Origin of the sequence: Pseudofrankia saprophytica (genome assembly GCF_000235425.2) — a bacterium.
Classification (GTDB): Bacteria; Actinomycetota; Actinomycetes; order Frankiales; family Frankiaceae; genus Pseudofrankia; species Pseudofrankia saprophytica.
The window spans coordinates 1,045,114-1,071,785 of sequence record NZ_KI912266.1 but is presented as its reverse complement, the minus strand read 5'-3'; the positions used below and the strand labels follow the sequence as shown (position 1 = coordinate 1,071,785).

Sequence of the window (26,672 nt, the reverse complement as noted above, 5' to 3'; positions counted from 1 at the left end):
GTTCGCTGGTTCCGCCATCGCCACGGCGGAGCGCGGACCGCTCGGGCCCGGGCTCGGCGGCACCGCGCCAGGCCCCACGTTCGCCCGCCAGGATGCCGGCCCCGGCCTCGCGGCGGCACCTGCCACGGCGGCCGTGACGACGGTCGGCGGCCCCGCGGTCGCAGGCGGGGCCACCATGCCCTCCCGCGCGACGAGCGCGACGAACGTCACGCCCGCGGCGCCCGGCGCGCCCGGGGCCTTCGAGACCCAGGCGGCCGGCGGCGCGAACGACGAACCGTCGCTGGACGACGAGGACGCCCCGACGCATCCGGGCGCGACCCTGTCTGGCGAGGCCGCCGCCGTGGAGCTGCTGAGGGTCGGCCTCGGCGCGACCGTCATGGAGCAGCGCGGCGGCGACTGAGCGGCCGGCGTGTTGTGTCCAGCCGTGTGCCGTCGGTGACCTGCTTGACCTGGACTCGCGTTGGACGGACAGATTGGCATGGTGCACGTCGAATGGGTCCACCGTTCGGACCGACCGAACAAGAAGCGGTGAACAGGGTGACAACGGGCGGCTCGAGTGAGGGCCTGACCGATGTGATGGCGGAGACATCCGGTCGATTCGGCCGCCCACCGAAGCGGGCCTCCGCTGTGATGCCCGCTGACGGCGCGCCGGATCTTTAGGGTAAGTCGGGCGCGGCGCGGTGCCGGTACTTCCCTGCCGCGCGGTGCGTGGCATGCTCTGGCCATGCCGGGCGGAAACTTCGCCGTGACATTCGGTCGGAACCTGATCCGGCGGCGTCGGTCCCAGGGACCGGCGTCCAGAAGTCTTCAACAGGTATTTCGGAGGTTGTCATGAAGCGTGTTGGCATCGTCGTCCTGCTGGTCGCTCTGGCCACTGGTGGTTTCTTCCTGCGTCAGCGCAAGGGCAAGCAGGAGGTCTGACCGATCCTGCCTGACCTGTCCCGCACGGGCGGATTTCGGGCGGATCGCGATACCAGCAGCCATTCGGGTTGGCCTGCGCCGTCCTGATGGTGCTGCCGAGGCCGCCCTGAGGGAACGGGCGGGCGGCGCGGCCGCGCTGCGGCCGCCCGCGGTCGTCGTGCCGTGCCGCTTGTGTCATGTCGCGCCGATGGCGCGCCATGCCATGGGCGGCGTCCGGTGCGCCTGCTCCGGAGCGCGGGAGGACTGTGCACCGCTACGACGACCAGACGGCCGATCTGGCCCGCGCCGTCATCGCGTACGCGCAGGAACGGATGCGGTTCGACCCGGCGCCGCTGGACGCGCCACGGTCGCCGGCCGAGCTCGCCGCGGCCGTGGGAGAGACGGTCACCGCGGACGGCCTCGGTGGCGCCGAGGCGCTGCGCCTCTACGACGAGGTGTTGGCCCGCGCCTGCATCTCCACGGACCATCCGCGCTACCTCTCGTTCATTCCCGCCGCTCCGACCCGGGCGGCCATCCTGTTCGACCTGGTCGTGGGGGCCTCGTCGATCTACGCGGGTAGCTGGCTCGAAGGCGCGGGTGCTGTCTTCGCCGAGAACCAGGCGCTGCGTTGGCTTATCGACCTCGCTGGCCTTCCGGCCGCGGCCGGCGGCGTGTTCGTGCCTGGTGGGACGGTCGGCAACCTCTCCGCGCTGGTCGCCGCCCGGCATGCGGCCCGCGCCCGGTGCGCCGCGGCGGGTATCTCACCGCGGCGGTGGAGCTTTGCCTGCGGGCGGGAGGCTCACTCGTCGCTGGTCGAGGCGGCGCGGGTGATGGACGTCGACATCGTCGACGCGCCTTCCGACGAGCACGGGCGGCTGACCGGCCCCGCGCTCGCGCACGCGCTCGACGGTCTGCCATCCGACCGGCGCGATGGCGTGTTCGCCGTCGTCGCCACCGCCGGTACCACTCAGTTCGGCGTCGTCGACGACCTGCGTGGGCTGGCCGAGGTGGCCCGGGCGTACGGGCTGTGGATGCATGTCGATGGGGCATACGGGCTGGCCGCTCTGGCCGCGCCGTCCGCGAGACATCGGTTCGACGGCCTGGAACTGTGTGATTCCTTCATCGTCGACCCGCACAAGTGGCTCTTCGCGCCGTTCGACGCGTGCGCGCTGATCTATCGCGCTCCGGCGCTCGCCAGGGCCGCCCACACCCAGCAGGCCGGCTACCTGGAGGTGCTCGACGCGCCGGACGTCTGGAACCCCACCGACTACGCGGTGGGGCTGACCAGGCGGGCTCGCGGCCTGCCGTTCTGGTTCTCGCTCGCGGTGCACGGCACCCGTGCCTATGCCGAGGCGATCGAACGCGCCCTCGCCACCGCGACGACCTGCGCGGAACAGATCCGGGCGGCGCCCTACCTGGAGCTCGTCGGCGAGCCCGAGCTGTCGGTGGTGGTGTTTCGCCGGCTGGGCTGGTCCGCGGACGACTATCACGCCTGGTCCGAGCGCCTGCTGCGTGATGGTTTCGCGTTCGTCACGCCGACGGTGCACCAGGGCGAAACGCTCGCCCGTTTCGCGATCGTCTCGCCGCTGACGACTCCGAAGGACACCGCCGAGATTCTCGACACGATGCGCGCCGACCCGTCGCCGTCATGAAAGTAGCCCCCGGGAACCGCGCGACGTCGGGCGGTTCCCGGAGGCTGGCGGTGCGATGAGAACAGGCGCGGCCCGAATACCCGCGTCGACGCTGACGCCGGCCGTGACGGTGCGCATACCCATTCCGCGGCGGCGTCCGGATCGCCACCCCGAAACCTTTGCGGACTGCTCCCGGCCGTGGTCCGGCAGTCATGACGGACGGAGCGGCCGGGTTGGTGCGGGATCAGTCAGGAACACCCGGAGATCGGCGGCCGGCGGGCGACGGAGAAACTCCGCGAAACTCCGTGCCCGCCAGCCGCCGCCTGCCGGTCAGTAGCCGACGGTGTAGCGCTGGTTGATGTGCTTGGCCTTCTCGATCTCGTCGCAGATCGCGACGGCGAGGTCATCGGCCGACAGCGCCATGTTGCCGCGGCCATCGCGGACCGGCTGGTCGGTGCCCGTGCGGTAGGTGTCCCGGCGCTTGCCCTGGGCGAGGTTCACGGGCGGCGGGCAGATGACGGTCCAGCGCACGCCCTTGGCGGCACGCAGCGCGTCCAGCGCCTCCGCCTGGCCCTGCGCGTCCTTGCGCAGGCCGTTCGGGAACTCGGGGTCGTCGAGGACGCGGGCGCCCTGCCCGTCCTCGAGGGTGCCCCCGTGGCCGACGTGGATGAGACGCGGCGCGCTGTCGCCCAGCTTGCTCAGCGCGTCGATCATGGTACGGGCGGCGTTCGCCCAGACCTTCTTGTCGTTTCCACCGATCGCGACGACGACGGCGTCGGCGCCGTCCGCGAGGCTGTACACCGAGTCACGCGAAGTGGCGTCACCGGCAGCGGACTGGGCCTTTCTGGGCAGCTTGGCGAGCTTCGCCTCGTCACGCGCCACCGCGGTGACCTGGTGGCCGCGCCGGGCCGCCTCGTTCACGACCGACTGCCCGATCTTGCCGCTCGCTCCGAACACCACAACCCTTGCCATTCCCGGTACCTCCTGGCTGGGATCGGTTGTGCGCGCCGACGCCGCCGAAAGTCCTTCTCCCACGCCTGGTCGCCGACCGTTTGGAAATCATTTTCTCGTTGCGTGGTGGCCTTCCGTGGAGTCATGGCCGCGCATTATTTTTCCGTTCGCCACGACTATTGCACGCCCCGCCATCCCCGCAACCCGACCGATGGGTATACCCGCCCGACCGGCCCCCACCCCATTTTCCACGTCGGCGGCTCGTCACCCCGCACACTCCCAAAGCCGACCGCCACCAAGCCGCTGAAACGGGACGCCCAGCCCGCCTCCGCCGATGTACCCGGGCCTAATTACAGCCGCGCCGCGCTGCCGCTCATGCGCCCCGAACCACCGCCACCTGATATCGGCGCCGCCCGGCACCTGCGCTCCGGCCACCGCCATGAAGGGGTCACGGCCGGGATCGAAAGCGACTTTCGCTCGAAAGGTTGAAAGGCCACAGAAAACCCAACCGAGAACCGCACGCATGGCCGGCAACGCCCGAAGGGCGAAAAGGGAAATGCAACGAATGCGCCCAGCGCAAAGAACCACAGGAGCTGCCCCGGCCCGACGTCGCCGCCAGGCGACGAGCCAAGGGGGTCGTAGGGGCGAAGCCCCTACATCGGGGGTCCGGGGGTCGCCCCCCGGAGCAGACATTGCGACGCACGGGAAGTCGGCTCAAAGAGCCGACGAACAGGGCGGCCGACGGCGGTGGAGGTGGGATTTGAACCCACGGAGGGGTTGCCCCCTCACACGCTTTCGAGGCGTGCGCCCTCGGCCACTAGGCGACTCCACCGCAGGTGAGCTTACTAGACGATGTGAACAGGTGGGGCAGAGGGCCACCGGAGATCTTGCGGTTTCGATGCCCGGGGCGCTGGTCAGCCGCGGGGCTGGCGGTCGGCACGGCGGGTGGCGAAGAAGGTGGCGAGGAGGGCGGAGCACTCGTCGGCGGCGACGCCGCCGATCACCTCGGGGCGGTGGTTGAGTCGCCGGTCGCGGACGACGTCCCACAGGGAGCCGACGGCGCCGGCCTTGTCGTCGGTGGCGCCATAGACGAGCCGGGCGACGCGGGCAAGGACCAGCGCGCCCGCGCACATGGTGCAGGGCTCGAGTGTCACGACCAGCGTGGCTCCGGTGAGGCGCCACTCGCCGACGACCGCGGCGGCGGCGCGCAGCGCGACGACCTCCGCGTGCCCGGTGGGGTCGCCGGTGGCTTCGCGGACGTTGTGGCCGCGGCCGAGCACGTTCCCGTCCGCGCCGATCACGACGGCGCCGACCGGCACGTCGCCGCCGCCGGGGGCGCGGGCCGCCTCGGCGAGCGCGAGCCGCATGGAGGCGAGGTCGCGCTCGGCCGAGGTCGGGCCGGAGGCGGCGGTCAGCCGCGCACCTCGTCGAAGATCTCGCCCGCGCCGGCCCGTTCGCTGATCGCCGCGGCGACGTCCGCAGGCAGCATGCCCTCCTCGGCGATCAGGGCGACCAGTGCGTCCGCCGGCGTCCCGAGGTCCTCCAGCAGGTCCAGGTCGCCGATCGGGTGGGCGTGCCGCAGCACGGCCTCGTCCTCGTCGTCCTCGTCCTCGCGTGGTGCGGGCACCGGCAGCGCGTCGGCCAGTAGGGCCTCGGCCAGGCCGGAGGCCGTCAGTACCCGTCGGTCGGAGAGGAAGACCCGCGGGTCGGTCGAATCCCCGTCGATGCGGATGACCGCCAGGTACTCGTCGTCCTCCTCGATGAAGGCGACGACGAGGGTGTCGCCGAGATCACGCATCGCGTCGGTCAGCGCGTCGAGGTCTTCGAGCTCGGTGGGGTCGAGATCGTATGCCCGCCACCGGTCGTCGTCGCGGGCGATCGCGACGGCCTTGGTGCTCACCGTGGTGTCCTCACATCGTCAAGCCAGTCCGTACATCGTCAAGTCAGTGCTTGGCACCGGGATCCATGCGCCTTGATCCGAGATTGTCGCCCCGTGCGGGTCGTCCGGTGCACAGGATCACCTTTCCCGTGCCAGCGGCATGGCCGGTGGCCGGTGGCCGCTCCAGAGCCGTGGTCAAGGGCGCTGTTGGCGAGGCTATTCCGCGAGCGGACGGCGCCCGCGAGGCCCCCGGTTCGACCCGGGCCGGGGCCGCCCCCATCATGTAGGCAGACTGGTGACCAGGTTGCCGGGTGCTGCCAGCTCGACCCCCTCACCGACCTCTGACAGACGGGGATGCCAGGTGTCCCCGCCCCAATGTCCCGCCACACTGTAAGAATCGCGATGATGACTCCGTTGCCGCGCCGCCTCTCCGCAAGGACCAGGGCGGCGCTTGCCGTAGAGCGGCTGGCGTCTCAGACGTCTCGCCGGCTCGGTAAGGGTTCCGGCGAGATGATCGGCGGCAAGCTCGCCCTCCAGGTCTCGCCGCGCGCGCTCGCCGAGGTCGGCAGGGGCCGTCCGATCGCCTGCGTGTCCGCGACGAACGGCAAGACGACCACCACCCGGCTGCTGGCCAGGGCGCTTGGCACCCTCGGCCCGGTCAAGTCGAACAGCGGCGGCGCGAACATGGCACCCGGTGTGCTGGCCGCGCTGTCCCGGCCGCCCTATGACGCCGCCGCCGCGCTCGAGGTCGACGAGATCTGGCTGCCGAAGGTCGCCCGAGAGGTGCGGCCGCGGGTGGTGCTGCTGCTCAACATCAGCCGCGACCAGCTGGACCGCTCGAACGAGACCCGGCGCATCGCGGCCATCTGGCGCGAGCTCGGCGCCGAGCTCGAGGACTGCACGGTGGTGGCGAACGTCGACGACCCGCTGGTGACCTGGGCCGCGATGTCGTGGGCGAAGCAGGTCTGGGTGTCCGTGGGGCAGAACTGGACCGCCGACGCGATGGTCTGCCCGGAGTGCGCCAGGCTGCTGCACCGCAACGAGACCGGTTGGTGGTCGGAGTGCGGGCTGGCCAGGCCCGAGCCGCTCGTCGCGGTGACGGGCCTCGACGAGATCATGTGGTTCGGTCACACGATCAAGGCGTCGATCGGCCTGCCGGGGCGGGTCAACCTCGGCAACGCGGCCATGGCGGCGGCCGCGGCCCGGCAGTTCGGCGTCCAGGTGGAGGACGCGCTGGCCGCGATGACCGATCTCGGCGACGTGCAGGGCCGCTACCAGGAGGTGGCGCTCGGGTCGTCGGCACGGCGTGCCCGCATGCTGCTGGCCAAGAATCCCGCGGGCTGGGTCGAGATGATGGAACTGATCAACTCGATGCCCCCGCGCAGCCTGATCGTCGACTTCAACTCGCAGACGGCGGACGGCCGCGACCCGTCGTGGATCTGGGATGTGCCGTTCGAGCGGCTCGCCGGCCGGCCGGTGCTCGTCACCGGGGAGCGCAAGGAGGACATGAGCGTGCGGCTGGCCTACGCCGGCGTCCCGCACTCGGTGCATCCGAACGCCGAGGCCGCGGCCGACGCCGCCACGGAGCCGGTGCTGGACGTCGTCGCGAACTACACCGCGTTCCGGGACCTGCTGGTCCGGACCACGCCCGCGCCGCGCCGGCCGCGGGCGACGCCGGCCGCGCCCGCGCGCGGAGGTGCCTGGTGAGCCTGTTCGAGCCGGAGCCACGCCGCCCGCGCGACTCACGCGACTCCGGGGCGCCGGACGTCACCCAGCCGCTCTACCCGCCGCCGGGGGCCTACCCGTCGAACGAGCAGTACCCCGGACGGCCGGGGGAGCGCCCGGCCTACCAGGACGAGCGCCCGGCCTACCCGGACGAGTCCCAGCCCCTCCAGTACCCGCCGCAGCGGTACGTCCCGCCGCAAGTCCCGGAACGGCGGCTCTTCCAGCCGCCGCGGCCGGACGAGGGCAGCCTGCTGCCCGCGCGGCTGCCGGACCCGTTCGAACGCCGGTCGACGGACCGGGAACGGCGGCTCGAACCGGTCCAGGCGGCGGCGACGCGGGAGTCGACCACGCGGATCGCGCTCATCTATCCCGAGCTGCTCGGCACCTACGGTGACGGTGGCAACGCGATCGTGCTCACTCAGCGGCTGCGCTGGCGCGGCCTGTCCGCCGAGGTCGTCAGTGTGCCGGCCGGCGAGCCGGTGCCGGCCGAGTGCGACATCTACCTGCTGGGCGGCGGCGAGGATGAGCCACAGACACTCGCGGCCGAGGGCCTGCGGCGCAACAACGCGATCGGGCGGGCCGTCGCCGGCGGCGCGGTGGTGCTGGCCGTCTGCGCGGGCTACCAGGTCGTCGGCGAGAGCTTCCCGGCCGGCGGTCGGATCCATGACGGGATGGGGCTGATCGGCGTCGAGACCCGGCGCTCGTTCGAGCCTCCGGACGCACCGCTGCCACCGCGCGTCGTGGGCGACATCGCCGTCGAACCCGACCCGTCGCTCGGTCTGCCGACCGTGCTTGGTTACGAGAATCACGGCGGCCGAACGAGGGCGCTGCCGGGTGCCGGCGGGTTCGCCTTCGGACGGGTGCTGCTCGGCCTCGGCAACGGTGTCCCCGAAGGCACGGATGGCAGGATCGACGGCCGGGTGATCGGCACGTACCTGCACGGCCCGGTCCTGGCGCAGAATCCCGCGCTGGCCGACCTGATACTGACCTGGGTACACGGCCCGCTGCCGAGCCTCCCCGGCCCACCGGAGGTCGAGGCGTTGCGGGCCGCCCGCCTGCGGGCGCTGCAGGTCGCCTGAGTGGCCGCCTCGAAGTAAGGGGCGCCGGGGTACCGGGGTCACCAGCGTAAGGAAGGCAAGGAAGTCGCGGCCGCGGGTCCGCCCGTTCGGAGACATGCCCATCAAGGCACCTCCAAGGCGAGGTGCCTGGCCGAAACGGGCGCCATCGTGGTGTCAGGTGTGGTTCGGTTGGTGACGTGGCCGCGAATCCGCTCCCCGCCTGGTGGGGCAAGCACCGCAAGGCAGTCGTCATCGCTGTCGTTGCGATCTTTGCACTCTATCTCTTCGCGCACGGCAGCGGCTCGGCGAAGACCACGGAGAAGGACATGCCGACCCGGTATGAGTCCAAAGGCCGTGTACTGCTCGTCCATGCCAAGCGAAACTCCAAGAAGGCAGTTCCACTCGTGCTCGTGTTGCCGGACAACAACACCAAGACGAAGGTGTTCGAAACGGATAGTGGCGCGTCGAAACTGGCTGACCGGAAGAACTTCGCGCTCGTCTACCCGGAGCCGGTCGCCGGCGAGTGGCAGGTGGACGCGAGCGGCTCCGACGCCCGGTACCTGATGGACATCATCACGTACATGTCCGAGGACTGGACGGCGATCGATCCGAAGCGGATCTACATCTGGGGCCTCGGCGAGGGCGCCCGGCTCGCGCTGGCCCTCGCCTGCGCGGACCCCGCCAGGTTCGCGGCGGTAGGTGTCGTGGGCCAGTTCGACCCCGATCCCGGCCCGAACTGTCAGGACCAGGTGCCGATCGACCGCGAGCGGCAAGCCTCGTGGGACGACGACCTCTCCGGCAATCTGTGGAGCTTCTCGTCGAACAAGTCCCGTTAGCGCGAACGAGTCCCGTTAGCGATCAGCCCCGCCCCTCCCCGCCTCACCTCGGCTCACCCCGACCTGCCCCGGCTCGGTCTGGTGCTGAGCGGAGACGGCAGCGGCCAGCCGCCCGCCCCGTCGGGCGGGGGGGATCCGACGGGGCGGGCGGGGCTGGGTGCCCGGTCGGATCAAGCGCCGGGCTGTCCAGGGGCGGGCTCGCGGGCTGGGGCGAACCCGGCCGGCGGAGGCCGGCGTTGATGTCTCGTGGATCGCGGGCACCGCCCCACCGGATGGGGGGGAGATCCGGTGGGGCGGCGCCGCGGTTGCTCGGCCCGGGGCCGTGGGGGTGGCCGGCCGGGCCGCCGCCGCCGAGGGGGTTCGGACGGCGGTAGGTCCGCTGGTGGAGTCTGAGGGCGGGAGGGGGAAGCCCTCGTCGCCACCGGCGGACGTCTTTGGGTGGCGCGGCCAGGGGACGAGGGCCGCGCCGGCGATACCTCACCGCCACAGAGCAGGGCCGGCGGGTGAAACCACCATGCTGTCGCCTGGTCAGGCGTCAACAGGCATGGAGGCCTGAGAAGGCAACTCCAGGCGCGACGGTCCACCGGCTTCGTAGACGGTGAAGCTGGCCGGGTGGTCAGACACGCCCGCGAACCCGGAGGGGGGTGGGTTCGCGGAACAGCCCCGCGAACGGGGCGACTGAACCTGGCCGAATGTCGTAGCGCTAAGGAGTGAGCCCTACTCGCCCGCCGCGCATTGCTACAGGACGCGGCCGACGTGGTAGCTCGTGCTCCAGATCGTCTGAAGCTGCACGACCGAGCCCGAGTGCGGCGCCGCCCACATCTGCCCGTCGCCGGCGTAGATGCCGACGTGGTAGATGTCGCCCGGCGTGCCGAAGAAGATCAGGTCGCCGACTTCCTTGTGTGCCGGGTCGACATGGAGCGTGGCCTCGTACTGGCCCTCCGCCGTCCTCGGCAGGCTGCGGCCGAGCTGGCGGTACACGTACTGCACCAGGCTGGAGCAGTCGAACGAGTCCGGCCCGTTGGCGCCGTAGACGTAGGGCTTGCCGGCCTGCAGCGACGCGAGGTAGACGGCCTTCTCGCCCACGTCGCCGTTTGACGGGGCGTTGACCGTGACGCCTCGGCTCGCCGAGGGCGCTGGCCGCTCGGCGACACTCAGCGTGCCGACGTTGTCGGAGACTGCGGACTGCAGCGCGTCGGTTCCGTCGAACACCGCGGTGATCTGCGTCGTGGTCAGCACGCGCGCGGTGTACGAGGTGTACCCGTCGTTGTTCGTCTGCAGGTGCAGGAAGGTCGCGAAGCCGGTCGGCAGCTTGACCTGGACCTTGACCAGCTGATTGGCCAGCGGCTCGCTGGTGTCCTTGTTGGTCAGCTTGAAGCCGATTTCGACCGGCTGGTCCGCGTAGACGGTGACGTCGGGGTTCGTGATGAACAGGTCGACGTCGGCCTTCGCGGTCAGCGTCGGCGCGGCCAGGTCGGACGCCGTGTCCGGTGTGTCGCTGTCGGCACCGATGGTGGACGCGAGGCTTACCGGGCGGACGATGGTGCCGCTGCCCGCCGATCCGGAGCCGCCGAAGGCGCTGGCCAGGCTGAGGCCGGTGGTGACGGAACCGTCGTCTCCGAACGCGTCCGTCGAGTTGTCGGCTGCTGGGGCGCAGCCGGCGAGAGCAATGCCGGACACCGCGATCGCGCCGGTGGTAGCCGCGGCGACCGCGGTACGACCTCGGACCTTTGCCACCGCGGTCAGACCGCGATGACGACCCCTGCTGGTTTCAGGCAGGGTGTCGGTATCCCACTGTACGGAGGGCGCGGACAAGTTCTGGTCCTTCCCGTACGCCTGCGAGGTGAGCTGTCGGGTTCGGGCTGGGCTGCCCGGCCCTCGCGCGAGGGGCACGCGATGGGCTTCACCCCAAGGCCGGCGCCTGGGGGGCGCTGGCCGGTGTTGCGGAGGTGGGTCCCCCGCTCCTGCCCGAGGTGACGACTCGGAGGGGACACCGGGACCGCGGGCAGGATTCGGCGTTCGGTCCGGTGTTGAGCCTGACGTCGTGAACAAGACTAGTCCACTTGGATGGTGACGATAAGCGTGGGTACCCCCGATACGCCCGGGGTTGTGCAAGCCGTCGGTTCCGAGGCCAGGAGGCTGACGTAGTGACCGATGTTGCGGAGAGCGACCGATCAGCCGGAACTGCCGCGACGGGCCAAGCTCGGGCCGATCTGACAGGTACCCCACGTAGTTAGAACACTACGTGCAGATTCGGCTTTGGGATCAAGAGACTACGGTCGGCGCACGAGGGGTATCTAGTCAGGGGGTGTCATGACACCGGGGGCCCTATGACGAGTGGGCCTATCCGTGGGCTCGGCGGGCGCACGGGTTTGGCGAGCCCCATCTAGGCACTATGTCCTAACCATTAGGACTAAAGTCCTAGATGGATCAATGCAAGGCCTGTCATCCTGCGCCAGCGCGCTGATTCTGCCACCGACGGTCGTTAAGTCCGCGGCCGGCGAGCGCGCCTGGTGATGAAGCCGGCGCGGTCGAGCACCTGAAGCTCGATCGCCAGCTCGATGACCTCTCGGGGGAGGGTTCGGTAGGTGGCCTGCATGGCCTCGACCGCGGCACGGGCCCGTTCGGCGAGTTCGTCGAGCGCGTGCTGGCGTTGCCGCATCCGGGCGCGCTCCTCCTGAATGGTGCGCACCGTCTCCTCCTGCCACCGACGGGTGAGCAGCAGGTGCTCGCTCGCGTCGGCGGCCTGGCGCTTGGCCTCCTCCAGGCGGTTGAGCAGCTGGTCGAGCTGCTCGAGCCGGCCGGCGAGCTCCGCGATGAGGTCGCCGCGAGCGATCGCCGCGATCCCTCGGCCTTCCCAGTGGCCGTCCGGCGGCACGGGCTCCAGGGAGTCGTCCAGCTCCATGGAATCGTCTGGACCGGCGGCGGGCAGCGGGACGGGCGAGAACTCGGCCTCCAGGAGAGGCTCCGGCCCGACCGCGCCGGGTGGGCCTGGCTGCTCCTCCTGGGCGTAGGTGTAGCCCTCGTACGTCTGTTCCTCATAGGCGGAGACGGACCAGGGGACGTCGTCCGGATCTCCCGGATCGGGCTCGCCGGTCCAGTAGGAACCCAGCGCGCCCTCGGTGGCATGGGGGGCCTCCGCCGTGGCCAGCTCCTCGGGCCCGGCCACCCACTCGGGCCCGGGCGGGGGGGCGGGCTCGGCGACGGCCTCGGATCGGACCGGCCAGCCGGGCCAGAGCGTGTCCTCGGATTCGGCGTGGGCCGCCGGGGACGGCTCCCATGGCCCGGCCAGGTCCGCGGCCGGCGTGCCCGCCTCGTCGAGGACCTTGCGATCGACGGGAACGGCCTCGCCGTGGTCGCGGTGGTCGGCGGCTGGGAGATCGCTGGGCGCGGGCATGCCGGGCAGCGCCAGCTCGGGCACGGTGGCGTGCACGTACACACCGTTCGACTCGGGCCACTGACCGCCGGCGCCGGTGAGGCTCTGCGGCCCGGTCGGGTTGGGCGAGCCGGTAAGGCTGCGCCCGCCGCTCACATCCGACACGGTAGGTAACGGTAGCCGAGCCCTCTCGGTGAGGGGCCCATATACGCCGGCAGTGACCGTTATGAAGCCCGGAGCTGTAGAGTTTTGTCCGCTTAAGCACGGTCAGGGCTACTCCGGGGCTATTCGCTGTCTGTGCTCGCCCTCAGCTGTCGCAGAGACAAGCCAAGGGTTCGCGGGCCTTTAGCCCCGGAACGCGGCGAAGGTGGAGATTCGCGGATCCGGATGACCGGGCAGGTCGGGTAGGTCCGCCGCATGGCGCAGGCTCCGGCTCCAGCCGCCTTCGGCGATCTCGCTGTTGGCGTCCACCACGGCCCAGTCGATCACGTCGTGCACACCGACGGTAACCGTCCGTCCCATCCGGATGTGCGCGAGCGCCGGGTGGGAGGCGTCGTTGAGGCACCGTCCCCGTAGCCAGGTCGGAAGGGGCCAGGAGGTGACCAGCACCCAGGGTGCCTCGGAGCCACCCGGCACGACCAGGCGGTGTCGAACGATGAGGTAGCCGAGCGGCGGCAGCTGTCCACGCAGGAACCGATGCCGCAGCTGGCCCAGCTGACCCCGGGCGCCGGCCGCGTCGTCCGCACCGGCGTCGACGAACGTCGTTCCCGCGGCCAGGTCCGCGTCCGCGGCAGCCGCGGCGTATGCGGTGTTCGCGCGGTCGGTGCCGGGAGTCACGACGATCGCGTCGTCGAGCGGCGCGAACCCCGCGGATCGGTGCCACCGATCCGCGACTTCCTCATGGACCTCCCCGCGGAAGCCTGGGAGCTCCGGGGCAGCGGTGCCAGCCATATCGGCAGGGTAGCGGAAAGGTATCGCAGGGTAGAAGGCGGATGCCCAACCTTGACGGCAGATGTGCATTAGAGCCACTCATTGCGACACTGGGTGCCACTGCTTGCCTCGGTGCACGCAAGCCTCGCGCGAACAGCCACGCCACGCGATCGGTCGTAGATCTACTGGCTGACTGCCATAGCGCCGCCGTTTTGGGGCAGGAGTCCCGGGTGTCGAGCCGGTGCGCCCAGTCGGCCGCGCGGGCGGGAGCGAGCGGAGAACCGGCTCCCCGGCAAGGCGGCGAGCCAGGGCGCGGTAGGAGGTGGCAGATGCTCGCTCTTGGACGTCACGGTTCCTCGGTCCTGTCGCGGCTGCGTGCGCTGGGCCGGTCCGTGCCCCGGCCGAAGGCGGGGCCGAGGTCGCGGCGAGCGGACGGGACACCCGCCGAGCACGGCCCCACGCCTGGCGAGCCGCGGGCCTTCACCGACGGCACGGACGCTGGTACGGCGGACACGGGTCCAGCGAAGCGGGCCGGCGGTGAGCTGACGGACGACGGCCTCGCCCGGCTGGTCGGCCCGGTGCACCGCGACGCCGTCCGGCTCGCGGCCTGGGCGGGCGAGTCGGCGCCCGGGGCCGACCCTCGCCAGATCCATCGCGCTGGTGACGCCGCCGTCGCCGCGATGTGCGCACACCTCGCCACGATGGGTTACGTCGTCTACCCGGAGGTGTCCCGGTTGCTGCCGGGTGCCGAGGAGCGCATCACGCGGCTGCTCGCCGGCGCGCGGGAGATGATGATGATCATGCGGGGGATTCAGCAGTACGCGCAGGGCGACACGAACCCACCCGGTGCCGAGGTCACCGAACTGCGGCGCGAGCTGGCGGCGGCGATCTCGGACCACAGCCGTGCGGAGGAAGAGCTGCTACGGGAGTTCGACCAGGCGAGCACGCCGGAGCAGCGGCGGCTGATAGCGGCCGAGTACGAGCGGACACTGCCGCGGGCGCCGAGCCGGCCGCACCCGCACCTGCTGCGTTTCCGCGGTCCGCTCGGCGGCCGGCCGCGCTACCGGATGATGGCCAGGTTCGACTACCTGCTCGACACGATGGACGGACGGGTGATCCCCTGGGCGAAGGTCCGTGAGCCGGGTGAGGTCGGCCCGTGGGGCACCTGGCTGCTCGGCCGCCCGCCTCAGGCCACGACGACGGGCTCGGCGCCCGGGCCCGACGTGAGCCAGCCGGTGACCACGGCGGCCAGGCCACGCGGATAGATCGTCTCCGCGCTCGCGGTCACCTCGTGGACCGTCCACCAGGCCCAGCCGAGCGTGGAACGCTTCTCCAGGTCGGTCCACGAGGCCGGGTCGACGTCGACCCGCGCGGGGATCCGTACGACGAAGAACGACTCCTGCTGGATGTACGGCTTGCCTGCGAACGTGAAGCGCGTGGTTCTGGTCCCGACCGTCGGCCCGACCTCCGCCAGGCGGATGCCGACCTCCTCCGCTATCTCCCGGATGGCGCACTGCTCCGCGCTCTCCCCCAGGTCGAGGCCGCCACCGGGCACGTGCCACCAGACCGGCGAGTCCTCGAGGGTCGGGTCGTGCGACTGGATCAGGAGAAACGCGTCGGACGGGTCGACCAGCACGACCCGGGCGGCGACCCGCGGAATTGGTTCCAGCACATGCCCAGTCTGCCTGTCTGGCCGGCTTGCCTGGCCTTTTCCACCGCGACCGCGGTCACAGCCCCAGCCGTGCCGTGGTGAGCGCCGCCACGAGGTCCGCGTCGCCACTGATCTTGACCTGGGCGCCCGTGCGCCGGCCATAGCCATACAGCAGCAGCTCGGCGGCCGGGCCCGACAGCACCACCGCCGGCTCGCCCTTGCGGGCGACGACCCGCGACGCCGCCGGGCTCCGCGCCCCCGACACATCGGTGCGTTCGAGGACGACGCCGCCTGGCACCCGCCGGTACGCGACCCGGGCGATCCGGCGAGCCGAGGCCCACAGCGTCTCCCTCAGCTCCGGGGTGAGCTCTCGCGGCGCCAGCACTCCGGCGGCACCCTCGGAAGCGTGCTGCGGCGCGCGGCGCACGTCCTCGCTGTGGATGAAGAACTCGACGAGGTTCGTGGCATCGTCGATCGGCCCGAGCCGGGTTGGTTGCCAGCGCGGCGGCCCGGACCGGAAGATCGCGAGCAGCTCGGAGAACGAGTGCGCCGCCCTCGTCGCCTTCTCCGCGCGCTCGGTCATTCCGTGGAGCCGCGAGATGACCAGGCCGGGGCCCGCCTTGGGTACCCGCTCCCTGGTCACCACGTGGGCGAGCAGGTCATAGCTGTCCCAGCCCTCGCACAGGGTCGGGTGCTCCGGCCCGGCGGCCTCGATCACGTCGGCGAGCAGCGCCCGCTCGTCCCGCGCCCGTCCCATGCGCCTACCCGCCTTCCCCGCCGCCGGCTAACGATGCCACCGGCAGACTGTCCCACGCCGGTGGCGCCGCGCGCCCCGCCCAGACGGCCGGTGGGCCGGTGGGCCGGTGGGCCGGGGCGCTCCATTCAGCGCCCCGGCCCACCTACGCCTCACCAGAGCGAGGCGTAGGTGGCGGCTGCGTTCGGGTTCTCGTTCGGGTTGAGCAGGGACGAGTGGACGTTGCCCGCCTCGGAGTTGTTGAAGTACGTCTCGTAGGCGAGGACGTCGGCGTTGGCCTTGAACGTGTCGTACATCTTCTTGATATAGAACGGGTTGTCCCCGCCGGCCTGGCCGGCCGCGCCCGCCCCGGTGTCCGAGGTGGAGACGAGGCCCCACTCGGAGACCGCGAACTGCTTGCCGTGCTGCCGGGCGAACCGGATCACGTCGCACAGCCCGGCACTCGAGTTGCAGGACGAGCTCCAGGACGACTCGTTCAGGCTCGGCGGCCACATGTCGTAGTTGTCGATGCCGACGATGTCGACGTAGCCGTCGCCCGGGTAGGCGTCGAACGGGCTGCCGCTGTGCGCGTTCATGTTCCATTCGATCCGGGCCTGCGGGTCCGTCGAGCGGATCGCGCCGACCACCTGCTGGAAGCAGCGCTTCCAGGTGCCCACGTCGGTGTTGCCGACGGACCAGGGGAACCAGTCGCCGTTGAACTCCCAGGCGAGCCGGACGGCCGTCTTCGGCCGCCCGATGTTGTTCAGGTAGCTGCCGAACTGCGCCCACTGCGACGAGTAGGAGCCGTTCGCGCACGAGCCGAAGTCACCGCCGTCGGGGAAGAGCGGCTGGGAGATGACCAGCTGGCCGTCCCAGCCGGCGTACTCGCCGCCGATCCACGGGTTGGTGATGTCGTTCCAGTTGCTCCGCACGGTGTAGCCCATGACCACGGTCACCTTGGAGCCGCGGAACTGCTCCCAGGCGGTCATCTTGTCTCGTGAGCCGACGACGACGCCCGACATCCCGCCGGGGACCCGCCCGCCGCCGCCACCGCCGGCGGGCACGGCGGGTTTCCCGGGTTTCGCCCCGGGTGCCGTGGCCGGCGCGCCCGTGCCGGCAGGCGCCGAGGGCGTCGCGGAGGCCGGGCCGGTGGGAACGGCCGATGGGCTCGTGCTCGGTGTGGCGGAGGCAGAGGCGGAGGCGGACGGGGTGGCGAGCCCGAGGGCGCGGCCGAGGCCGCCGTCGAGAGCGGACGCCTCGATGACGGCCGTGTCGTCGCCGCCGTTGTGCGGCATGACGACGAAGCCGACACCGGCCGCGGCGACGGCCAGCGCGCCGATCCCGGCGGTCCAGAGCGTGCGGCGACGGCTGCGGGCGGCGCGGCCCGGAATGGTGTGCGCCCCGGTGCTGTGCGCGCCGGGTGTCCGGCCGCGGCCGGTGTCGGTGGAGGTGGTGGGGGAGGGTCGTCGGCTGTTGGCGCGGCGATCGCTGGCCTGCTCGGATGGCAGCGGGCCGGTATCCATGGATGTCGCCGAGCTGTTGGCTCGGTGTCTCACGGGGGCGTCCTTCCGCCTGACGGCTTACCTGACGGCGCAACTAGTGGTGGGCCGTCAGCCCTCGCCTTCTGACAGCCGAACCGCGCACTCCAGCCACGAAATGCCGGCCCCTCCCTAGACGCCCGGCCTTCCGTACCTGACAGTTACGTCAGTGCTTGTGGAGCTGCCTCAGCACCATAGCCCGCTGACGCCGGCGCTCGACGGAGCGGGTGCGTGGTCTTTCGGTCTGTCGTCCAGGTGAAGACATGAAGTTGTGATAGCTGTGTCTCTCTGTTCAAATTTCGCGCCGTCTCGGTGGTCGTCCGGATCGTTTACGTGAATGAGTTAGGCGGTCGTGGCCTCGTGGCCGGCGGGGACGAACGTGATCGACGGCGGCGGGTCGCGGCGCCGTCGCGGGCGCCCGCGGGGCCGACCGGCGCGGCGCGCGCGGCGACGCGCGGCGGCTGTGGCCGCGCGTCGGCCGGGCATGGCGCGAATATGTGCTGGCCTTGGGTGTATGGCCCGTCCGCGCCGGGCCGTGTCCGGGCGGGGTTGTGTCACAATGTCCCGCGCGGCGCTGGTCGCCGCGGCCTACCTGTACACCACCATCGTCCAGCTTGCTTCCATCCGAACTCTCCGACAGATCCCCGCCAGCCGGTCGCGCGTGACCGAGCGGAGAGCCTTCGGCAGCTGGTCGGTGGGGCGGGTGGCCGTGGCCGCAAGCACGAGGAGTCGTCGATGTCCCAGCCGGCGGTGGTCCCCGCCTCGCGCTCTGGGCGCGACGCGCGGAAAGCCCTGTCGCGCTCCGGACACCGGGTGCCAGGCGCCGCGGCCAGCGGGTATCGAGCTACCCAGGCAGGTTCCTGACCCGGCCTGGCGCTGGCCGACGGCCTGGAAGCCGCCCGCGGCGGTCCGGCCCACCGGGACGAGATCATTGCCTTCCGATCAATTCTTTCCCGGGTATCGAAAAACTTCCGTCAGCCCCTCAGACCAGCCCCCCGAGACCACAGCCAGGAGAACCGCGTGTCCCAGTATCCGCCCGAAAACAACCCCGGCGGGTGGGGTCAGCCCGGCGGCTACGGTGGCCCGCCGCCCGGCGGTTTCGGTGGCCCGCCCTCCGGTGGTTATGGCGGTCCCCCGCCCGGCGGCTACGGCGCGCCGCAGGAGCCGGGCTACGGGTATGGCCAGCAGCCGCCGGCGGGACACGGCGGCGGCCTGCCGCAATACCAGGGAAACAACAGCGGTTACGGGGGCGGCCAGCCGCCATACGGAACGCCGATCCCGAACTACCTGTGGCAGTCGATCGTCGTGACGATTCTCTGTTTCTGGCCGACGGGTATCCCGGCGATCGTGAACGCCTCCCGGGTGCAGAGCCGCCAGGCCATGGGCGACATCCAGGGAGCGTTGGACGCCTCCAAAAAGGCAAAAACCTGGACCATCGTGTCGCTGGTCGTCGGGCTGGTGGTGAATGCGCTGGTGATCGCTCTGGTCGCCAGCGGCGCGGCAGACTTCTCCACAACAGGGGCCTCCTACAACGCCTGAGGCCGGTGGCCGGCCGCACCGCCCTGACCGCACCCACCGCCCCCCGCCTTTCTGTGATCCTCAGCTGTTCGTCAGCTCGTCGGACGGCCCTGGTCCTGACCCGACCAGCACCTAGATCTTCCTGAACGCCACCGATACCGCTCCGGCCGTCGCGGTCGGGGCGAGCAGGTATTACCGAAAGGCGCGGCCGCGACCGTGACGACACCACCGCCATACGGCACCCCAGGTCAGGATCCCTACGGCCAGCAGCCGGGCTACGGCTATGGAACGCCCCCGCCCGGCTATGGCCAGCCGGCCGGGGGCTACGGCTACCCGCCCGCGACGGGCGGCTACGGCACGCCCCCGCCCGGCGGCTACGGCACGCCGATCCCGAACTACCTGTGGCAGTCGGTGGTCGTGACGTTGCTGTGCTGCCTGCCGGCCGGCATCATCGCGATCGTCTTCGCGAGCAGGGTCTCCACCCGTCAGGCCATGGGCGACATCCAGGGCGCGCTGGAGGCCTCCAAGAAGGCGAGAACCTGGTGCATCGTGTCCGCCGTGGCGGCTGTGGTGAGCTATGTCCTGATCATCATCTTCTGGTTCGCCCTCCTCGGCGCCGCGCTCAGCAGTAATAACAGCTAGCGGTATCCGGCAAGGCGCCCGTCGGCGGCCCGGCCAGTGAGATGCTTTACCTGCCTCGTTCCACTGACACGACCAACCCCGCCCCGGTCGCCGGGACCGGGGCGGGGACATAGCACCGAAAGGCGCGGCCGCGACCGTGACGACACCACCTCCGTACGGCGCCCCTGGTCAGGAGCCCTATAACCAGCCGGGCTACGGCTACGGCTACGGGACGCCGCCACCGCCACCGGACTACGGCCAGCAGGGCTACGGTCAGCAGGGCTACGGCCAGCCGGACTATGGCCAGCAGGGTTATGGCCAGCCCGCCTACGGTCAGCAGGGTTATGGCCAGCCGGGCTACGACGTCGGCTACCCCCCCGCGCCCGGCGGGTTCGGTCCGCCGCCGCCCGGCGCGCCGGTCCCGAACTACCTGTGGCAGTCGATCGTGATCACGGTCGTCTCGTTCCTGACCTGCAGCTGGTTCCTGGTCGGCTTCATCATCGGGATCGTGGCCATTGTCTTCGGGTCCCGGGTCAACAACCTGACGCAGCGCGGAGACATCCAGGGGGCGCTCAGCGCGTCGCGTACCGCCAAGACCCTGTGCATCGTCTCGGGCGTGATGCTGGCCATCAACATCGTCCTCAGCATCATCTTCTTCGCCGCCGGGATCCTTACCCTCTGAGACCTCTGAGACCTCTGAGACTCTGAGGCCTGACGAGACCCGGAAGCGCTGCCGCCCGTCACCCCCTGCAAGGGAAGGTGGCGGGCGGCACCGGAATGGATCACGTCACTCCCAGCGGAGCAGATCGCCGAGTGGCCGGTGGGCGAGGCCGGCCGCCGCGGCGGCACCGGTCGCCGCCGCGAGCGCAAGCGTGCCGGCCACGAGAGCGACGAGGAACGTCGCCGAGGGCGTCATCCCGAGCCCGGGACCGAGGCCGATGTCCCGCGCGACGGCGTCGCTCTGGATACGGAAGGCCAGCAGCCCCAGCGGTAGCCCGATGACCACCGCGAGGCCGGCCAGCACCGCCGCCGCCAGCGCGCTCTGCCCGACCAGCTGGCGCGGGGTGCAGCCCAGTGCGCCGGCGACGCCGATGTCCCGGGCGCTCTCCCGGTTCGACGCGAGCAGCGCGTGCAGCATGTTGGCGAGCGCGACGAGTACGAGCACCCCGGCGATCAGCGTCGTCACCGTCTCGATCACCGTGCGGCCGCCGACGTTCGAGCTGTACGTCTTCAGCTCCACCCCGCTACCGAGCCGGGCCTCGAGCGCCGACTGCACCGCGTCCGGCGAGGTGCCCGGTGTGACGGTCATCCGGTACTGGTCGGGCGCCGTCGCCGGGTCGATCGCGTTCAGGTCCGCCAGCCGCATAGCGAACAGCCGCCCGGAGTCCTCCCCAGTGCGGTACCAGCCGACGATGCGGACGTCGCGGGCGACGCCGGCGATCTCGACGGTTGCCGTCTGGCCGACCCGCAGTCCCAGCTGGTCCAGCAGGCCGTAGCCGAGGGCTACCTCGCCCGGCGCGGACGGCAGCCGGCCGGCACCGACCGAGTAGCCGGGCAGAGTTTCGCCGCCGAGCGCGCGGACCCGGAACGTCTGGCCGTCATAGCTGCCTCGCCGCTCCGCCTCCGACCACCAGCCGCCGATCCCCGGCGTCTGGCGCAACGCCGCCTCGACCGTCGCCGGCGCGACATCACCGCGGTCGACGAACACCTGCCAGGGATCGCCGGTGAACGACGGCCGTTCGAGGGCCTCCGTCACCGTGACCATGAACCCGCCGGCGACGACCGCGCCGGTCACCGCGACCAGCATCGTCAGTCCCGTGAGCGTGGCCCGGCCCGGCCGCGCGGCGAGCCTGCCGACGCCGAGGAAGGCGAGCCGGCCGGGCACCAGCGCCGTGAGCCGGGCGAGCGGGCCGCCGCGGCGCGCCGAGGCCGGTGCGTCGCGCAGCGTGTCGACGATCGAGGCCCGCCCGGCCCGCACCGCGCCCACCACGGTCGCGATCGTGAGCAGCCCCAGCAGGATCGCGCCGGTGAGCAGCAGGCCCGCGATCTCCCAGTGCGGTCCCTGCCGGCCGGTCACGGTCGCGCCGAGATCCAGGCTCGGCGCGAGCACGCCGGCGACGAGCCAGCCGAGCAGGGCCGCGACCACACCGAGGGCCAGATGCTCGGCCAGCAGCGCCGCCGTCAGCTGCGCCGGGCGTACCCCGACCGCGCCGAGCAGCGCCATCTCGCGGCGGCGGGCCACCATCCTGCTGGTCATCGACCCGGCGACGATCACCGCGATCGCGACCAGCAGGAAGGCGCCGAACGCGCTTACGAGCTTGCCGAAGATCTGCCCGACGCTGAGCAGGTCGCCACGTGTGTCCGGCCAGGTGTTCGTGCCGCGGATCTGGTCGCCGAAGGACCGCACGACCGCGCTGGCGACGGCCTCGGACGAGACCCCGTCGGAGACGTCGAGCCAGTAGGTGACGCCGTCCGTCTCGGCTGGCGTGCCCGCGGCAGGCTGGCCGATCCGGGACAGGCCCGCGTCCGCGACGAACATCCTGACCTGGTCGCACTGCGGGAAGCCACAGTCGGTGAGCTCGTTCGCCGTGCCGGCGACGGTGAAGGGGAGGTCACCGCTCGGTCCGCGCAGCGCGACCCTGTCACCAGGGCGCAGGTTGAGATCCTCGGCCGCGCTGCGCTCCAGCACTACCTCGTCCGGGCCACGCAGCCAGCGGCCGGCGACCAGCAGCGGGTGGTTGACCGCGACGTCCGGATCGTCCAGCGCGGTGACCTGGCCGATGTACTCCTTGCCCGCACCGTCGGATCGCGGGACGACGAGGGTGGTGCCGAGGTCGCGCAGCGGCCCGGTGACCGCACGCACGCCGGACTCGGTGGCGAGTGCGGCACCCAGGTCACGATTGCCAGAGTCGGCACTGGTGCTGCCGGCATTGGTACTGATGGTCGGCGACTTCGCCCAGACAACGACGTCGGCGACGTTGGTGCGCGCTGCGAGCCGGTCGACGGCATCGTCACCGGCGCTGGAGACGGCGAGGCCGGTGGACAACCCGATGGCGGACAGCGCGAGCATTCCGACGGTGACCGCGAGGCCGACCCGGCCCCTGCCGCGCAGCCCGGCGAACGCGAGCATGAGGACAGTACGCATTACCAGCTCCCCAGCCCGAGCAGGTCCGCGAGGTCGTTGCGCTGGCCGCCACCGCTCGGCGACGACGCGGCGGCGTCCTCGTCGAGCGTCGCCCCGACCGTGCCCGAGGCATCGTCGTCGGTGGCCGCGGTGGCGCCCGGGCTCATCGGCGCGCCCCCGCCAGCCCGGCCCCCGCCAGCCCGGCCACCCGCGGGCCGGCGCTCGTCGACGATCTGTCCGTCGCGCAGGAACACCACCCGGTCGGCGGCGGCGGCGACCGCGTAGTCGTGCGTGACCATGACCAGCGTCTGGCCGCGCCGGTGCTCGTCGCGCAGGAGCTCGACGATGTGGCGGGAGGCGGCGGTGTCGAGCGCGCCGGTCGGCTCGTCGGCGAGCACCAGGTCCGGCCGGCCGGCGACCGCGCGGGCGATCGCGACCCGCTGCTGCTGCCCGCCGGACAGCGTCGAGGGAAGCACGTGCGCGAGGTCCGCGAGGCCGACCGCCTCGAGTACCTCGGTGGCCCGCGCCCTGGCCGCCCGCCGGCCCAGGCCCGCGACCCGCAGCCCGAGCTCGACGTTCGCGCCGACGTTCAGGTGTGGGACCAGGTTGTACGACTGGAAGACGAAGCCGACCCGGCGGCGGCGCAGCAGCGCGCGCCTCGCCGGCGGCATCGTGCTGATCTCCTCGCCGCCGATGCGGACCGAGCCGGCGTCCGGCGTGTCCAGGCCGCCGATCAGATGCAGCAATGTCGACTTGCCGCAGCCGCTCGGGCCGACAATGGCGACCCACTCGCCGGCGGCGACCGTCAGTGAGATGCCGCGCAGCGCCGCCCTGGCACGCTCGCCGCGCCCGTACGACCTGGCCAGCTCGGTGATCGTGAGAATGGCTGCGGGCGGATCGGTGGGGCTGGTGGTCGTGTCCATGATGACCATCGGTCAGGTCCTCCCGGGGCGGACGAGGCGAGCCTCGACGATGTCGAGCCAGCGCAGCTCGGCCTGCAGGTGCAGCACCGATGCCTCGCGGAGCAGGTCGCCGATGCCGGCGACAGCGGGGTCGGCCAGGCTGGCGCCCGGCGAGGTGGAATGTGGCTCGTGGTCGGCCGCGCCGCCGTCGGCGTCCCGTGCCGGCGTGGCCTCGGCGAGCGCCCGCAGCGCCCGCAGGCACCGGGTCCGGTGGGCCGCGAGGGTGCGGGCGACGCTGTTGCCGTTGCTCCCGGTCGCGCCGGTTCCGGAGCCGGAGCCCGAGGCACCGGCCGTGTTGGCGTCGTAGATCAGGCCGGCGATGAGCCGTTGGACGACGTCGCTCTTGCCGACGGGCAGGTCGCTCGGTTCGTCCAGCCAGCCGCGCAGCGCCTTGCGGCCGATCTCGGTGAGTTCGTAGACCTTGCGGTCCGGGCCGTCACTGCCCTTCTCGACGTGGTGCGCGACGCTGCCGTCCCGCTCCAGCCGGGTCAGGGTGACGTAGATCTGCCCGACGTTGATCGGTGGCGCCACGTCGCCGAACAGCTCGTCGTGCGCGCGCTTGAGCTCGTAGCCATGGGCCGGCCCACGGTCCAGGAGGGCGAGCATCAGGTACCTCACGGCACCGCGTGGAACGGCGTCGCCGCGTGCGTGCTCGCCGCCGCGGTCGCGCCTACATAACGGTTCTGCATAACGGTTATGTACAGCCGTTAGGTACTGCCGTCAACACCCAACCCCACGGCGACGGTCACTCGCCGTCCCCGAGCGGGGTGACTGTCGTGTCTCAGCAGATCTGGCCTGGCTGGCGGCTTCGGGAGGGGCGGTGGCGGCGGTCGGGCGGGTGCTGGCACGGCTGCAAGGCACGGGCTTCGAGGCGGAATACGCCAGTCCCAGCGGCGGCCGCGAGCGCGGCTCGCTGATGGACCGCTGGTCGACGGCGTTCGAGGATGTCGCGCCGGTGCGTCGCCGCGCCGCGCGCAGGCCGGACTCCGCCACGGCGGTCGGGCGCGGCGCGGCGCGGCGACGCACCGGCGACGCACTCAGATCACTGTGGTGCCGCCGTCGACAACCAGCTCCATGCCATTGACATAGCTCGAATCGTCCGAGGCGAGGAACAACGCGACCGACGCGATCTCCTCAGGGCGGCCCATCTTTCCCCGCGGGATCAGGGATTCGAACTGCGCCTTTGTCTCCTCGTCCATCACCTCCTCGAGAGCCGGCGTGGCGACCTGGCCGGGGGTCAGAACATTCACCCGGATCTTCTTGTCCCTCAGCTCGGACATCCACACCCGTGCGTAGGCGGGCAGCAAGGCTTTGCTCGCTGCGTACACACTCCAATTGGGGTAGCCCCTGAGCGAAGCGTTTGACCCGGTCATGAAGATCGAGCCTCCGTCCTTGAACAGCGGCAGCGCCTTCTGGACCGTGAACAGCGTGCCGCGCGCGTTCAGCGAGAAGGCGGCATCGAAGTGCTCCACGGTGATCTCGCCGAGCCTGCGCTGCTCGCCCATCCCGGCGCTTGCCCACAACACGTCAACTACGCCCTTTTCCTCCTTGACCGTCTCGAACAAACGGTGCAGATCGTCGAGGTCGGCCGAATCGGCCTGCACGCCGGTCACGTTCCGGCCGATCAGCTCGACGGCTTCGTCCAGCGCGTCCTTCCGTCGGCCCGAGATGAAGACGTGAGCTCCTTCGTCCACGAACAGCTTGGCACCGGCCAGCGCCATACCACTCGTCGCACCTGTGATCACCGCGACTTTGCCATCGAGCTTTCCCACGATCACTCCATTCGATGGATGGTTCCGATGCTATGTACACCGATCAGAGTGCTTAACATATCTGCGATCGAGGGAGAATGCAAGCTATGCACACCGGTCAGTACCATCTGGGGTACGCTAGGCCTATGACGGAGCTGGAGAAGGGGCCGCGAGGGCTGCGTCGCGGCAGGGGCGCACGAGAACGCATCCTCAGCGCTTCACAACAACTGTTCCGCGATCAAGGCATCAACTGCACCGGCATGGACCAGCTCTGCGCGGTGGCAGAGGTGTCCAAGCGCACGCTTTACCAGCACTTCCCCGGCAAGGACGAGTTGATCGCCGAACACCTGCGCCGATTCGATCCCGATATCCTGCCCGAGGTTTTCGACCGCGCCGACCTCACACCCCGCGAACGACTCCTCGCCGCCTTCGACATCCACCCGCCGCTGTGCCCGTTCATCGCAGCGGCCGTCGAAATCCACGACCCGGGCCACCCGGCACGCGTATACGCCCGCGACTACAAGAAGGCCCTTGCCGCGCGGCTCACCGAAACCGCCCGCGAGGCCGGCGCCACCAACCCCGAACAGCTCGGCGAGCAACTGGCGCTGCTCCTGGATGGCGCCTCGGCCCGCAGCCGAGTCCTCAACACCTCAACCTTCTCCACCGCCGCCGCCATGGCAGCGGTCCTCATCGACAACGCCATCCCCACGGCGGCGGTGCCTCCCGGCGCAGACCGGCACCTGTCAGCCGGGACGGGGCCGCGTGCCGGATGCGGCGGCGAGCTCAGCCGACGTTGACGCCGAGGGAGAAGTTGAAGCTCCCCACGCCATAGCGGCCCAGGCCCACCGACAGCAGGCCCGCTCCCTCCAGCCAGTGCGCCATGGTCAGGTCGCCGGTGTCCCGCGGGCGCAGTCCGAGGCTCGTGATGAACGCTGACACGCTTGCCTTGGCCTGCGCGTCATCGCCGGCCATGAACACGTCCAGCGGGCCGCCCGCGGCCAGGACGTCGCGGAAGATGGTGTTGAACGCCTTTACGACGCGGGCGCTTGCGGGGGCGGCCTTGGCGACCATCTGTGCGATGGAGGTGTCGTCAGGGATGGCCAGCCCGGTGGCGCCGGGGTTGAAGGGGTTGGTGATGTCGACGATGATCTTGCCGCCCAGCGCGTCCCCGTACTGGCTGACGACCGGCACGGCGCTGTCGAACAGAACGGCGAGGATGACGATGTCGCCGCCCGGGGCGGCGCCCCACGTTCCGGCCGTGGCGCCGTCGCCGAGCGCCCGGGCCAGGGCCGCGGCCTTGGCCGCATCGCGACCTACGATCTCGACGGCGTTGCCGCCCTTGAGGGCCAGGGCGCCGATGGCGCTGGCCATGTTCCCCGAGCCGATGATGCTTACGTCGCTCATGATGTGCCCTCCACCGCGATGTTTCGCTTGGCACGTTCGTCCCGAATCAGGCTCAACGCGTCGGCTCCGACAGGCTTGGGCGTG

At 71.3% G+C, this 26,672-nt stretch carries 24 protein-coding genes, 1 tRNA gene and 1 pseudogene; 11 read left to right on the top strand and 15 right to left on the bottom strand.

The window, feature by feature from the left end; translation table 11 throughout:
• Both FRCN3DRAFT_RS54810 and FRCN3DRAFT_RS0204655 read left to right on the top strand, forming a co-directional pair.
• Positions 1-400: pseudogene (locus tag FRCN3DRAFT_RS54810) on the top strand (DNA polymerase III subunit gamma and tau); the annotation flags it as partial.
• A gap of 766 nt (positions 401-1,166) precedes the next feature.
• The gene (locus FRCN3DRAFT_RS0204655) at positions 1,167-2,552 is read left to right on the top strand and encodes a pyridoxal phosphate-dependent decarboxylase family protein (protein ID WP_007519209.1); all 1,386 of its coding nucleotides are present in this window, start codon (positions 1,167-1,169) and stop codon (positions 2,550-2,552) included.
• A 309-nt stretch (positions 2,553-2,861) separates the two neighbouring features.
• On the opposite strand, the gene FRCN3DRAFT_RS0204650 is transcribed toward FRCN3DRAFT_RS0204655, so the two are convergent.
• Entirely contained in the window at positions 2,862-3,503 is a 642-nt protein-coding gene (locus FRCN3DRAFT_RS0204650) for an NAD(P)-dependent oxidoreductase (protein WP_007519207.1), read from the bottom strand.
• 123 nt (positions 3,504-3,626) lie between these two features.
• Here FRCN3DRAFT_RS0204650 and FRCN3DRAFT_RS54805 point away from each other — a divergent pair, with 123 nt between their 5' ends.
• The gene (locus FRCN3DRAFT_RS54805; RefSeq protein ID WP_007519206.1) at positions 3,627-3,971 is read left to right on the top strand and encodes a hypothetical protein; all 345 of its coding nucleotides are present in this window, start codon (positions 3,627-3,629) and stop codon (positions 3,969-3,971) included.
• Between the two features lie 256 nt (positions 3,972-4,227).
• Here the strand turns inward: FRCN3DRAFT_RS54805 and FRCN3DRAFT_RS0204645 are convergent.
• The 3 genes from FRCN3DRAFT_RS0204645 to FRCN3DRAFT_RS0204635 all read right to left on the bottom strand — a co-directional run bounded on the left by FRCN3DRAFT_RS0204645 (position 4,228) and on the right by FRCN3DRAFT_RS0204635 (position 5,382).
• Positions 4,228-4,314: transfer RNA gene (locus FRCN3DRAFT_RS0204645), tRNA-Ser, on the bottom strand.
• 82 nt (positions 4,315-4,396) lie between these two features.
• Complete coding sequence (gene tadA, locus FRCN3DRAFT_RS0204640) at positions 4,397-4,897, bottom strand: tRNA adenosine(34) deaminase TadA (protein ID WP_027140258.1); 501 nt, start codon at positions 4,895-4,897, stop codon at positions 4,397-4,399.
• Positions 4,894-5,382 (bottom strand): tRNA adenosine deaminase-associated protein, encoded by a 489-nt coding sequence (locus tag FRCN3DRAFT_RS0204635; protein ID WP_007519203.1) that lies wholly within the window; start codon positions 5,380-5,382, stop codon positions 4,894-4,896. The genes tadA and FRCN3DRAFT_RS0204635 overlap by 4 nt, the downstream gene beginning before the upstream one ends.
• Positions 5,383-5,763: 381 nt before the next feature.
• Here FRCN3DRAFT_RS0204635 and FRCN3DRAFT_RS0204630 point away from each other — a divergent pair, with 381 nt between their 5' ends.
• The 3 genes from FRCN3DRAFT_RS0204630 to FRCN3DRAFT_RS0204620 all read left to right on the top strand — a co-directional run bounded on the left by FRCN3DRAFT_RS0204630 (position 5,764) and on the right by FRCN3DRAFT_RS0204620 (position 8,980).
• Positions 5,764-7,068: a Mur ligase family protein gene (locus FRCN3DRAFT_RS0204630; protein WP_027140257.1), complete on the top strand. Its 1,305-nt coding sequence runs from the start codon at positions 5,764-5,766 to the stop codon at positions 7,066-7,068.
• Positions 7,069-7,439: 371 nt separating this feature from the next.
• Positions 7,440-8,165 carry a type 1 glutamine amidotransferase gene (locus tag FRCN3DRAFT_RS0204625; protein ID WP_027140256.1) on the top strand — a complete coding sequence of 242 codons (726 nt, stop codon included), beginning with the start codon at positions 7,440-7,442 and terminating at the stop codon, positions 8,163-8,165.
• Positions 8,166-8,341: 176 nt separating this feature from the next.
• Positions 8,342-8,980 (top strand): PHB depolymerase family esterase, encoded by a 639-nt coding sequence (locus FRCN3DRAFT_RS0204620; protein WP_007519197.1) that lies wholly within the window; start codon positions 8,342-8,344, stop codon positions 8,978-8,980.
• Between the two features lie 738 nt (positions 8,981-9,718).
• Here the strand turns inward: FRCN3DRAFT_RS0204620 and FRCN3DRAFT_RS0204615 are convergent.
• From FRCN3DRAFT_RS0204615 to FRCN3DRAFT_RS54800, 3 genes are all read right to left on the bottom strand, one after another.
• Positions 9,719-10,795, bottom strand: coding sequence for a C40 family peptidase (locus FRCN3DRAFT_RS0204615; protein WP_007519195.1), 1,077 nt, complete (start codon positions 10,793-10,795; stop codon positions 9,719-9,721).
• Positions 10,796-11,465: 670 nt separating this feature from the next.
• On the bottom strand, positions 11,466-12,512 hold the full coding sequence (locus tag FRCN3DRAFT_RS57355) for a hypothetical protein (RefSeq protein ID WP_342435272.1): 1,047 nt from the start codon (positions 12,510-12,512) through the stop codon (positions 11,466-11,468).
• A 189-nt stretch (positions 12,513-12,701) separates the two neighbouring features.
• On the bottom strand, positions 12,702-13,307 hold the full coding sequence (locus FRCN3DRAFT_RS54800; RefSeq protein WP_063630135.1) for a hypothetical protein: 606 nt from the start codon (positions 13,305-13,307) through the stop codon (positions 12,702-12,704).
• Between the two features lie 308 nt (positions 13,308-13,615).
• Here FRCN3DRAFT_RS54800 and FRCN3DRAFT_RS42640 point away from each other — a divergent pair, with 308 nt between their 5' ends.
• Entirely contained in the window at positions 13,616-14,551 is a 936-nt protein-coding gene (locus tag FRCN3DRAFT_RS42640) for a hemerythrin domain-containing protein (RefSeq protein ID WP_007519189.1), read from the top strand.
• Here the strand turns inward: FRCN3DRAFT_RS42640 and FRCN3DRAFT_RS0204595 are convergent.
• From FRCN3DRAFT_RS0204595 to FRCN3DRAFT_RS52685, 3 genes are all read right to left on the bottom strand, one after another.
• Entirely contained in the window at positions 14,473-14,958 is a 486-nt protein-coding gene (locus FRCN3DRAFT_RS0204595) for an NUDIX hydrolase (protein WP_007519187.1), read from the bottom strand. The genes FRCN3DRAFT_RS42640 and FRCN3DRAFT_RS0204595 overlap by 79 nt on opposite strands.
• A 55-nt stretch (positions 14,959-15,013) precedes the next feature.
• A complete protein-coding gene (locus FRCN3DRAFT_RS0204590) occupies positions 15,014-15,694 on the bottom strand; it encodes a TIGR03085 family metal-binding protein (protein ID WP_007519185.1) in 681 nt (226 codons plus the stop codon).
• Positions 15,695-15,843: 149 nt separating this feature from the next.
• Positions 15,844-17,226 (bottom strand): glycoside hydrolase family 26 protein, encoded by a 1,383-nt coding sequence (locus FRCN3DRAFT_RS52685; protein WP_232793920.1) that lies wholly within the window; start codon positions 17,224-17,226, stop codon positions 15,844-15,846.
• A gap of 1,002 nt (positions 17,227-18,228) precedes the next feature.
• Between FRCN3DRAFT_RS52685 and FRCN3DRAFT_RS0204580 the strand changes: the two genes are divergently transcribed.
• The 3 genes from FRCN3DRAFT_RS0204580 (at position 18,229) to FRCN3DRAFT_RS0204570 (ending at position 20,029) form a co-directional block, all read left to right on the top strand.
• Positions 18,229-18,747, top strand: coding sequence for a CD225/dispanin family protein (locus FRCN3DRAFT_RS0204580; RefSeq protein WP_007518338.1), 519 nt, complete (start codon positions 18,229-18,231; stop codon positions 18,745-18,747).
• 195 nt (positions 18,748-18,942) lie between these two features.
• Complete coding sequence (locus FRCN3DRAFT_RS0204575) at positions 18,943-19,368, top strand: CD225/dispanin family protein (protein WP_007518340.1); 426 nt, start codon at positions 18,943-18,945, stop codon at positions 19,366-19,368.
• Between the two features lie 136 nt (positions 19,369-19,504).
• Positions 19,505-20,029, top strand: a complete 525-nt coding sequence (locus tag FRCN3DRAFT_RS0204570) for a CD225/dispanin family protein (RefSeq protein WP_007518341.1) — start codon at positions 19,505-19,507, stop codon at positions 20,027-20,029.
• Between the two features lie 105 nt (positions 20,030-20,134).
• Here FRCN3DRAFT_RS0204570 and FRCN3DRAFT_RS0204565 read toward each other — a convergent pair whose 3' ends face one another.
• The 4 genes from FRCN3DRAFT_RS0204565 to FRCN3DRAFT_RS0204550 form a co-directional block, all read right to left on the bottom strand.
• Positions 20,135-22,492: an ABC transporter permease gene (locus FRCN3DRAFT_RS0204565; RefSeq protein WP_007518342.1), complete on the bottom strand. Its 2,358-nt coding sequence runs from the start codon at positions 22,490-22,492 to the stop codon at positions 20,135-20,137.
• Entirely contained in the window at positions 22,492-23,403 is a 912-nt protein-coding gene (locus FRCN3DRAFT_RS0204560; protein ID WP_007518344.1) for an ABC transporter ATP-binding protein, read from the bottom strand. The genes FRCN3DRAFT_RS0204565 and FRCN3DRAFT_RS0204560 overlap by 1 nt, the downstream gene beginning before the upstream one ends.
• 3 nt (positions 23,404-23,406) lie before the next feature.
• Positions 23,407-24,039, bottom strand: a complete 633-nt coding sequence (locus FRCN3DRAFT_RS49160; RefSeq protein WP_007518346.1) for a PadR family transcriptional regulator — start codon at positions 24,037-24,039, stop codon at positions 23,407-23,409.
• Positions 24,040-24,470: 431 nt separating this feature from the next.
• Positions 24,471-25,205, bottom strand: coding sequence for an SDR family NAD(P)-dependent oxidoreductase (locus tag FRCN3DRAFT_RS0204550; RefSeq protein WP_007518356.1), 735 nt, complete (start codon positions 25,203-25,205; stop codon positions 24,471-24,473).
• A gap of 125 nt (positions 25,206-25,330) precedes the next feature.
• On the opposite strand from FRCN3DRAFT_RS0204550, the gene FRCN3DRAFT_RS0204545 reads away from it, so the two are divergent.
• Positions 25,331-25,981: a TetR/AcrR family transcriptional regulator gene (locus FRCN3DRAFT_RS0204545; protein WP_035924321.1), complete on the top strand. Its 651-nt coding sequence runs from the start codon at positions 25,331-25,333 to the stop codon at positions 25,979-25,981.
• Here the strand turns inward: FRCN3DRAFT_RS0204545 and FRCN3DRAFT_RS0204540 are convergent.
• Positions 25,968-26,588 (bottom strand): NADPH-dependent F420 reductase, encoded by a 621-nt coding sequence (locus FRCN3DRAFT_RS0204540; RefSeq protein WP_007518360.1) that lies wholly within the window; start codon positions 26,586-26,588, stop codon positions 25,968-25,970. The two genes, FRCN3DRAFT_RS0204545 and FRCN3DRAFT_RS0204540, sit on opposite strands and share 14 nt — an antisense overlap.
• Positions 26,589-26,672 lie beyond the last annotated feature (84 nt).

Coding starts and splice junctions, on each gene's coding strand:
- FRCN3DRAFT_RS0204650 (WP_007519207.1), bottom strand. CDS start 3,503: ATGGCAAGGGTTGTGGTGTTCGGAGCGAGCGGCAAGATCGGGCAGTCG.
- FRCN3DRAFT_RS54805 (WP_007519206.1), top strand. CDS start 3,627: ATGGCCGCGCATTATTTTTCCGTTCGCCACGACTATTGCACGCCCCGC.
- FRCN3DRAFT_RS0204630 (WP_027140257.1), top strand. CDS start 5,764: ATGATGACTCCGTTGCCGCGCCGCCTCTCCGCAAGGACCAGGGCGGCG.
- FRCN3DRAFT_RS54800 (WP_063630135.1), bottom strand. CDS start 13,307: ATGGCTGGCACCGCTGCCCCGGAGCTCCCAGGCTTCCGCGGGGAGGTC.
- FRCN3DRAFT_RS42640 (WP_007519189.1), top strand. CDS start 13,616: ATGCTCGCTCTTGGACGTCACGGTTCCTCGGTCCTGTCGCGGCTGCGT.
- FRCN3DRAFT_RS0204590 (WP_007519185.1), bottom strand. CDS start 15,694: ATGGGACGGGCGCGGGACGAGCGGGCGCTGCTCGCCGACGTGATCGAG.
- FRCN3DRAFT_RS0204565 (WP_007518342.1), bottom strand. CDS start 22,492: ATGCGTACTGTCCTCATGCTCGCGTTCGCCGGGCTGCGCGGCAGGGGC.
- FRCN3DRAFT_RS0204560 (WP_007518344.1), bottom strand. CDS start 23,403: ATGGTCATCATGGACACGACCACCAGCCCCACCGATCCGCCCGCAGCC.
- FRCN3DRAFT_RS49160 (WP_007518346.1), bottom strand. CDS start 24,039: ATGCTCGCCCTCCTGGACCGTGGGCCGGCCCATGGCTACGAGCTCAAG.
- FRCN3DRAFT_RS0204545 (WP_035924321.1), top strand. CDS start 25,331: ATGACGGAGCTGGAGAAGGGGCCGCGAGGGCTGCGTCGCGGCAGGGGC.
- FRCN3DRAFT_RS0204540 (WP_007518360.1), bottom strand. CDS start 26,588: ATGAGCGACGTAAGCATCATCGGCTCGGGGAACATGGCCAGCGCCATC.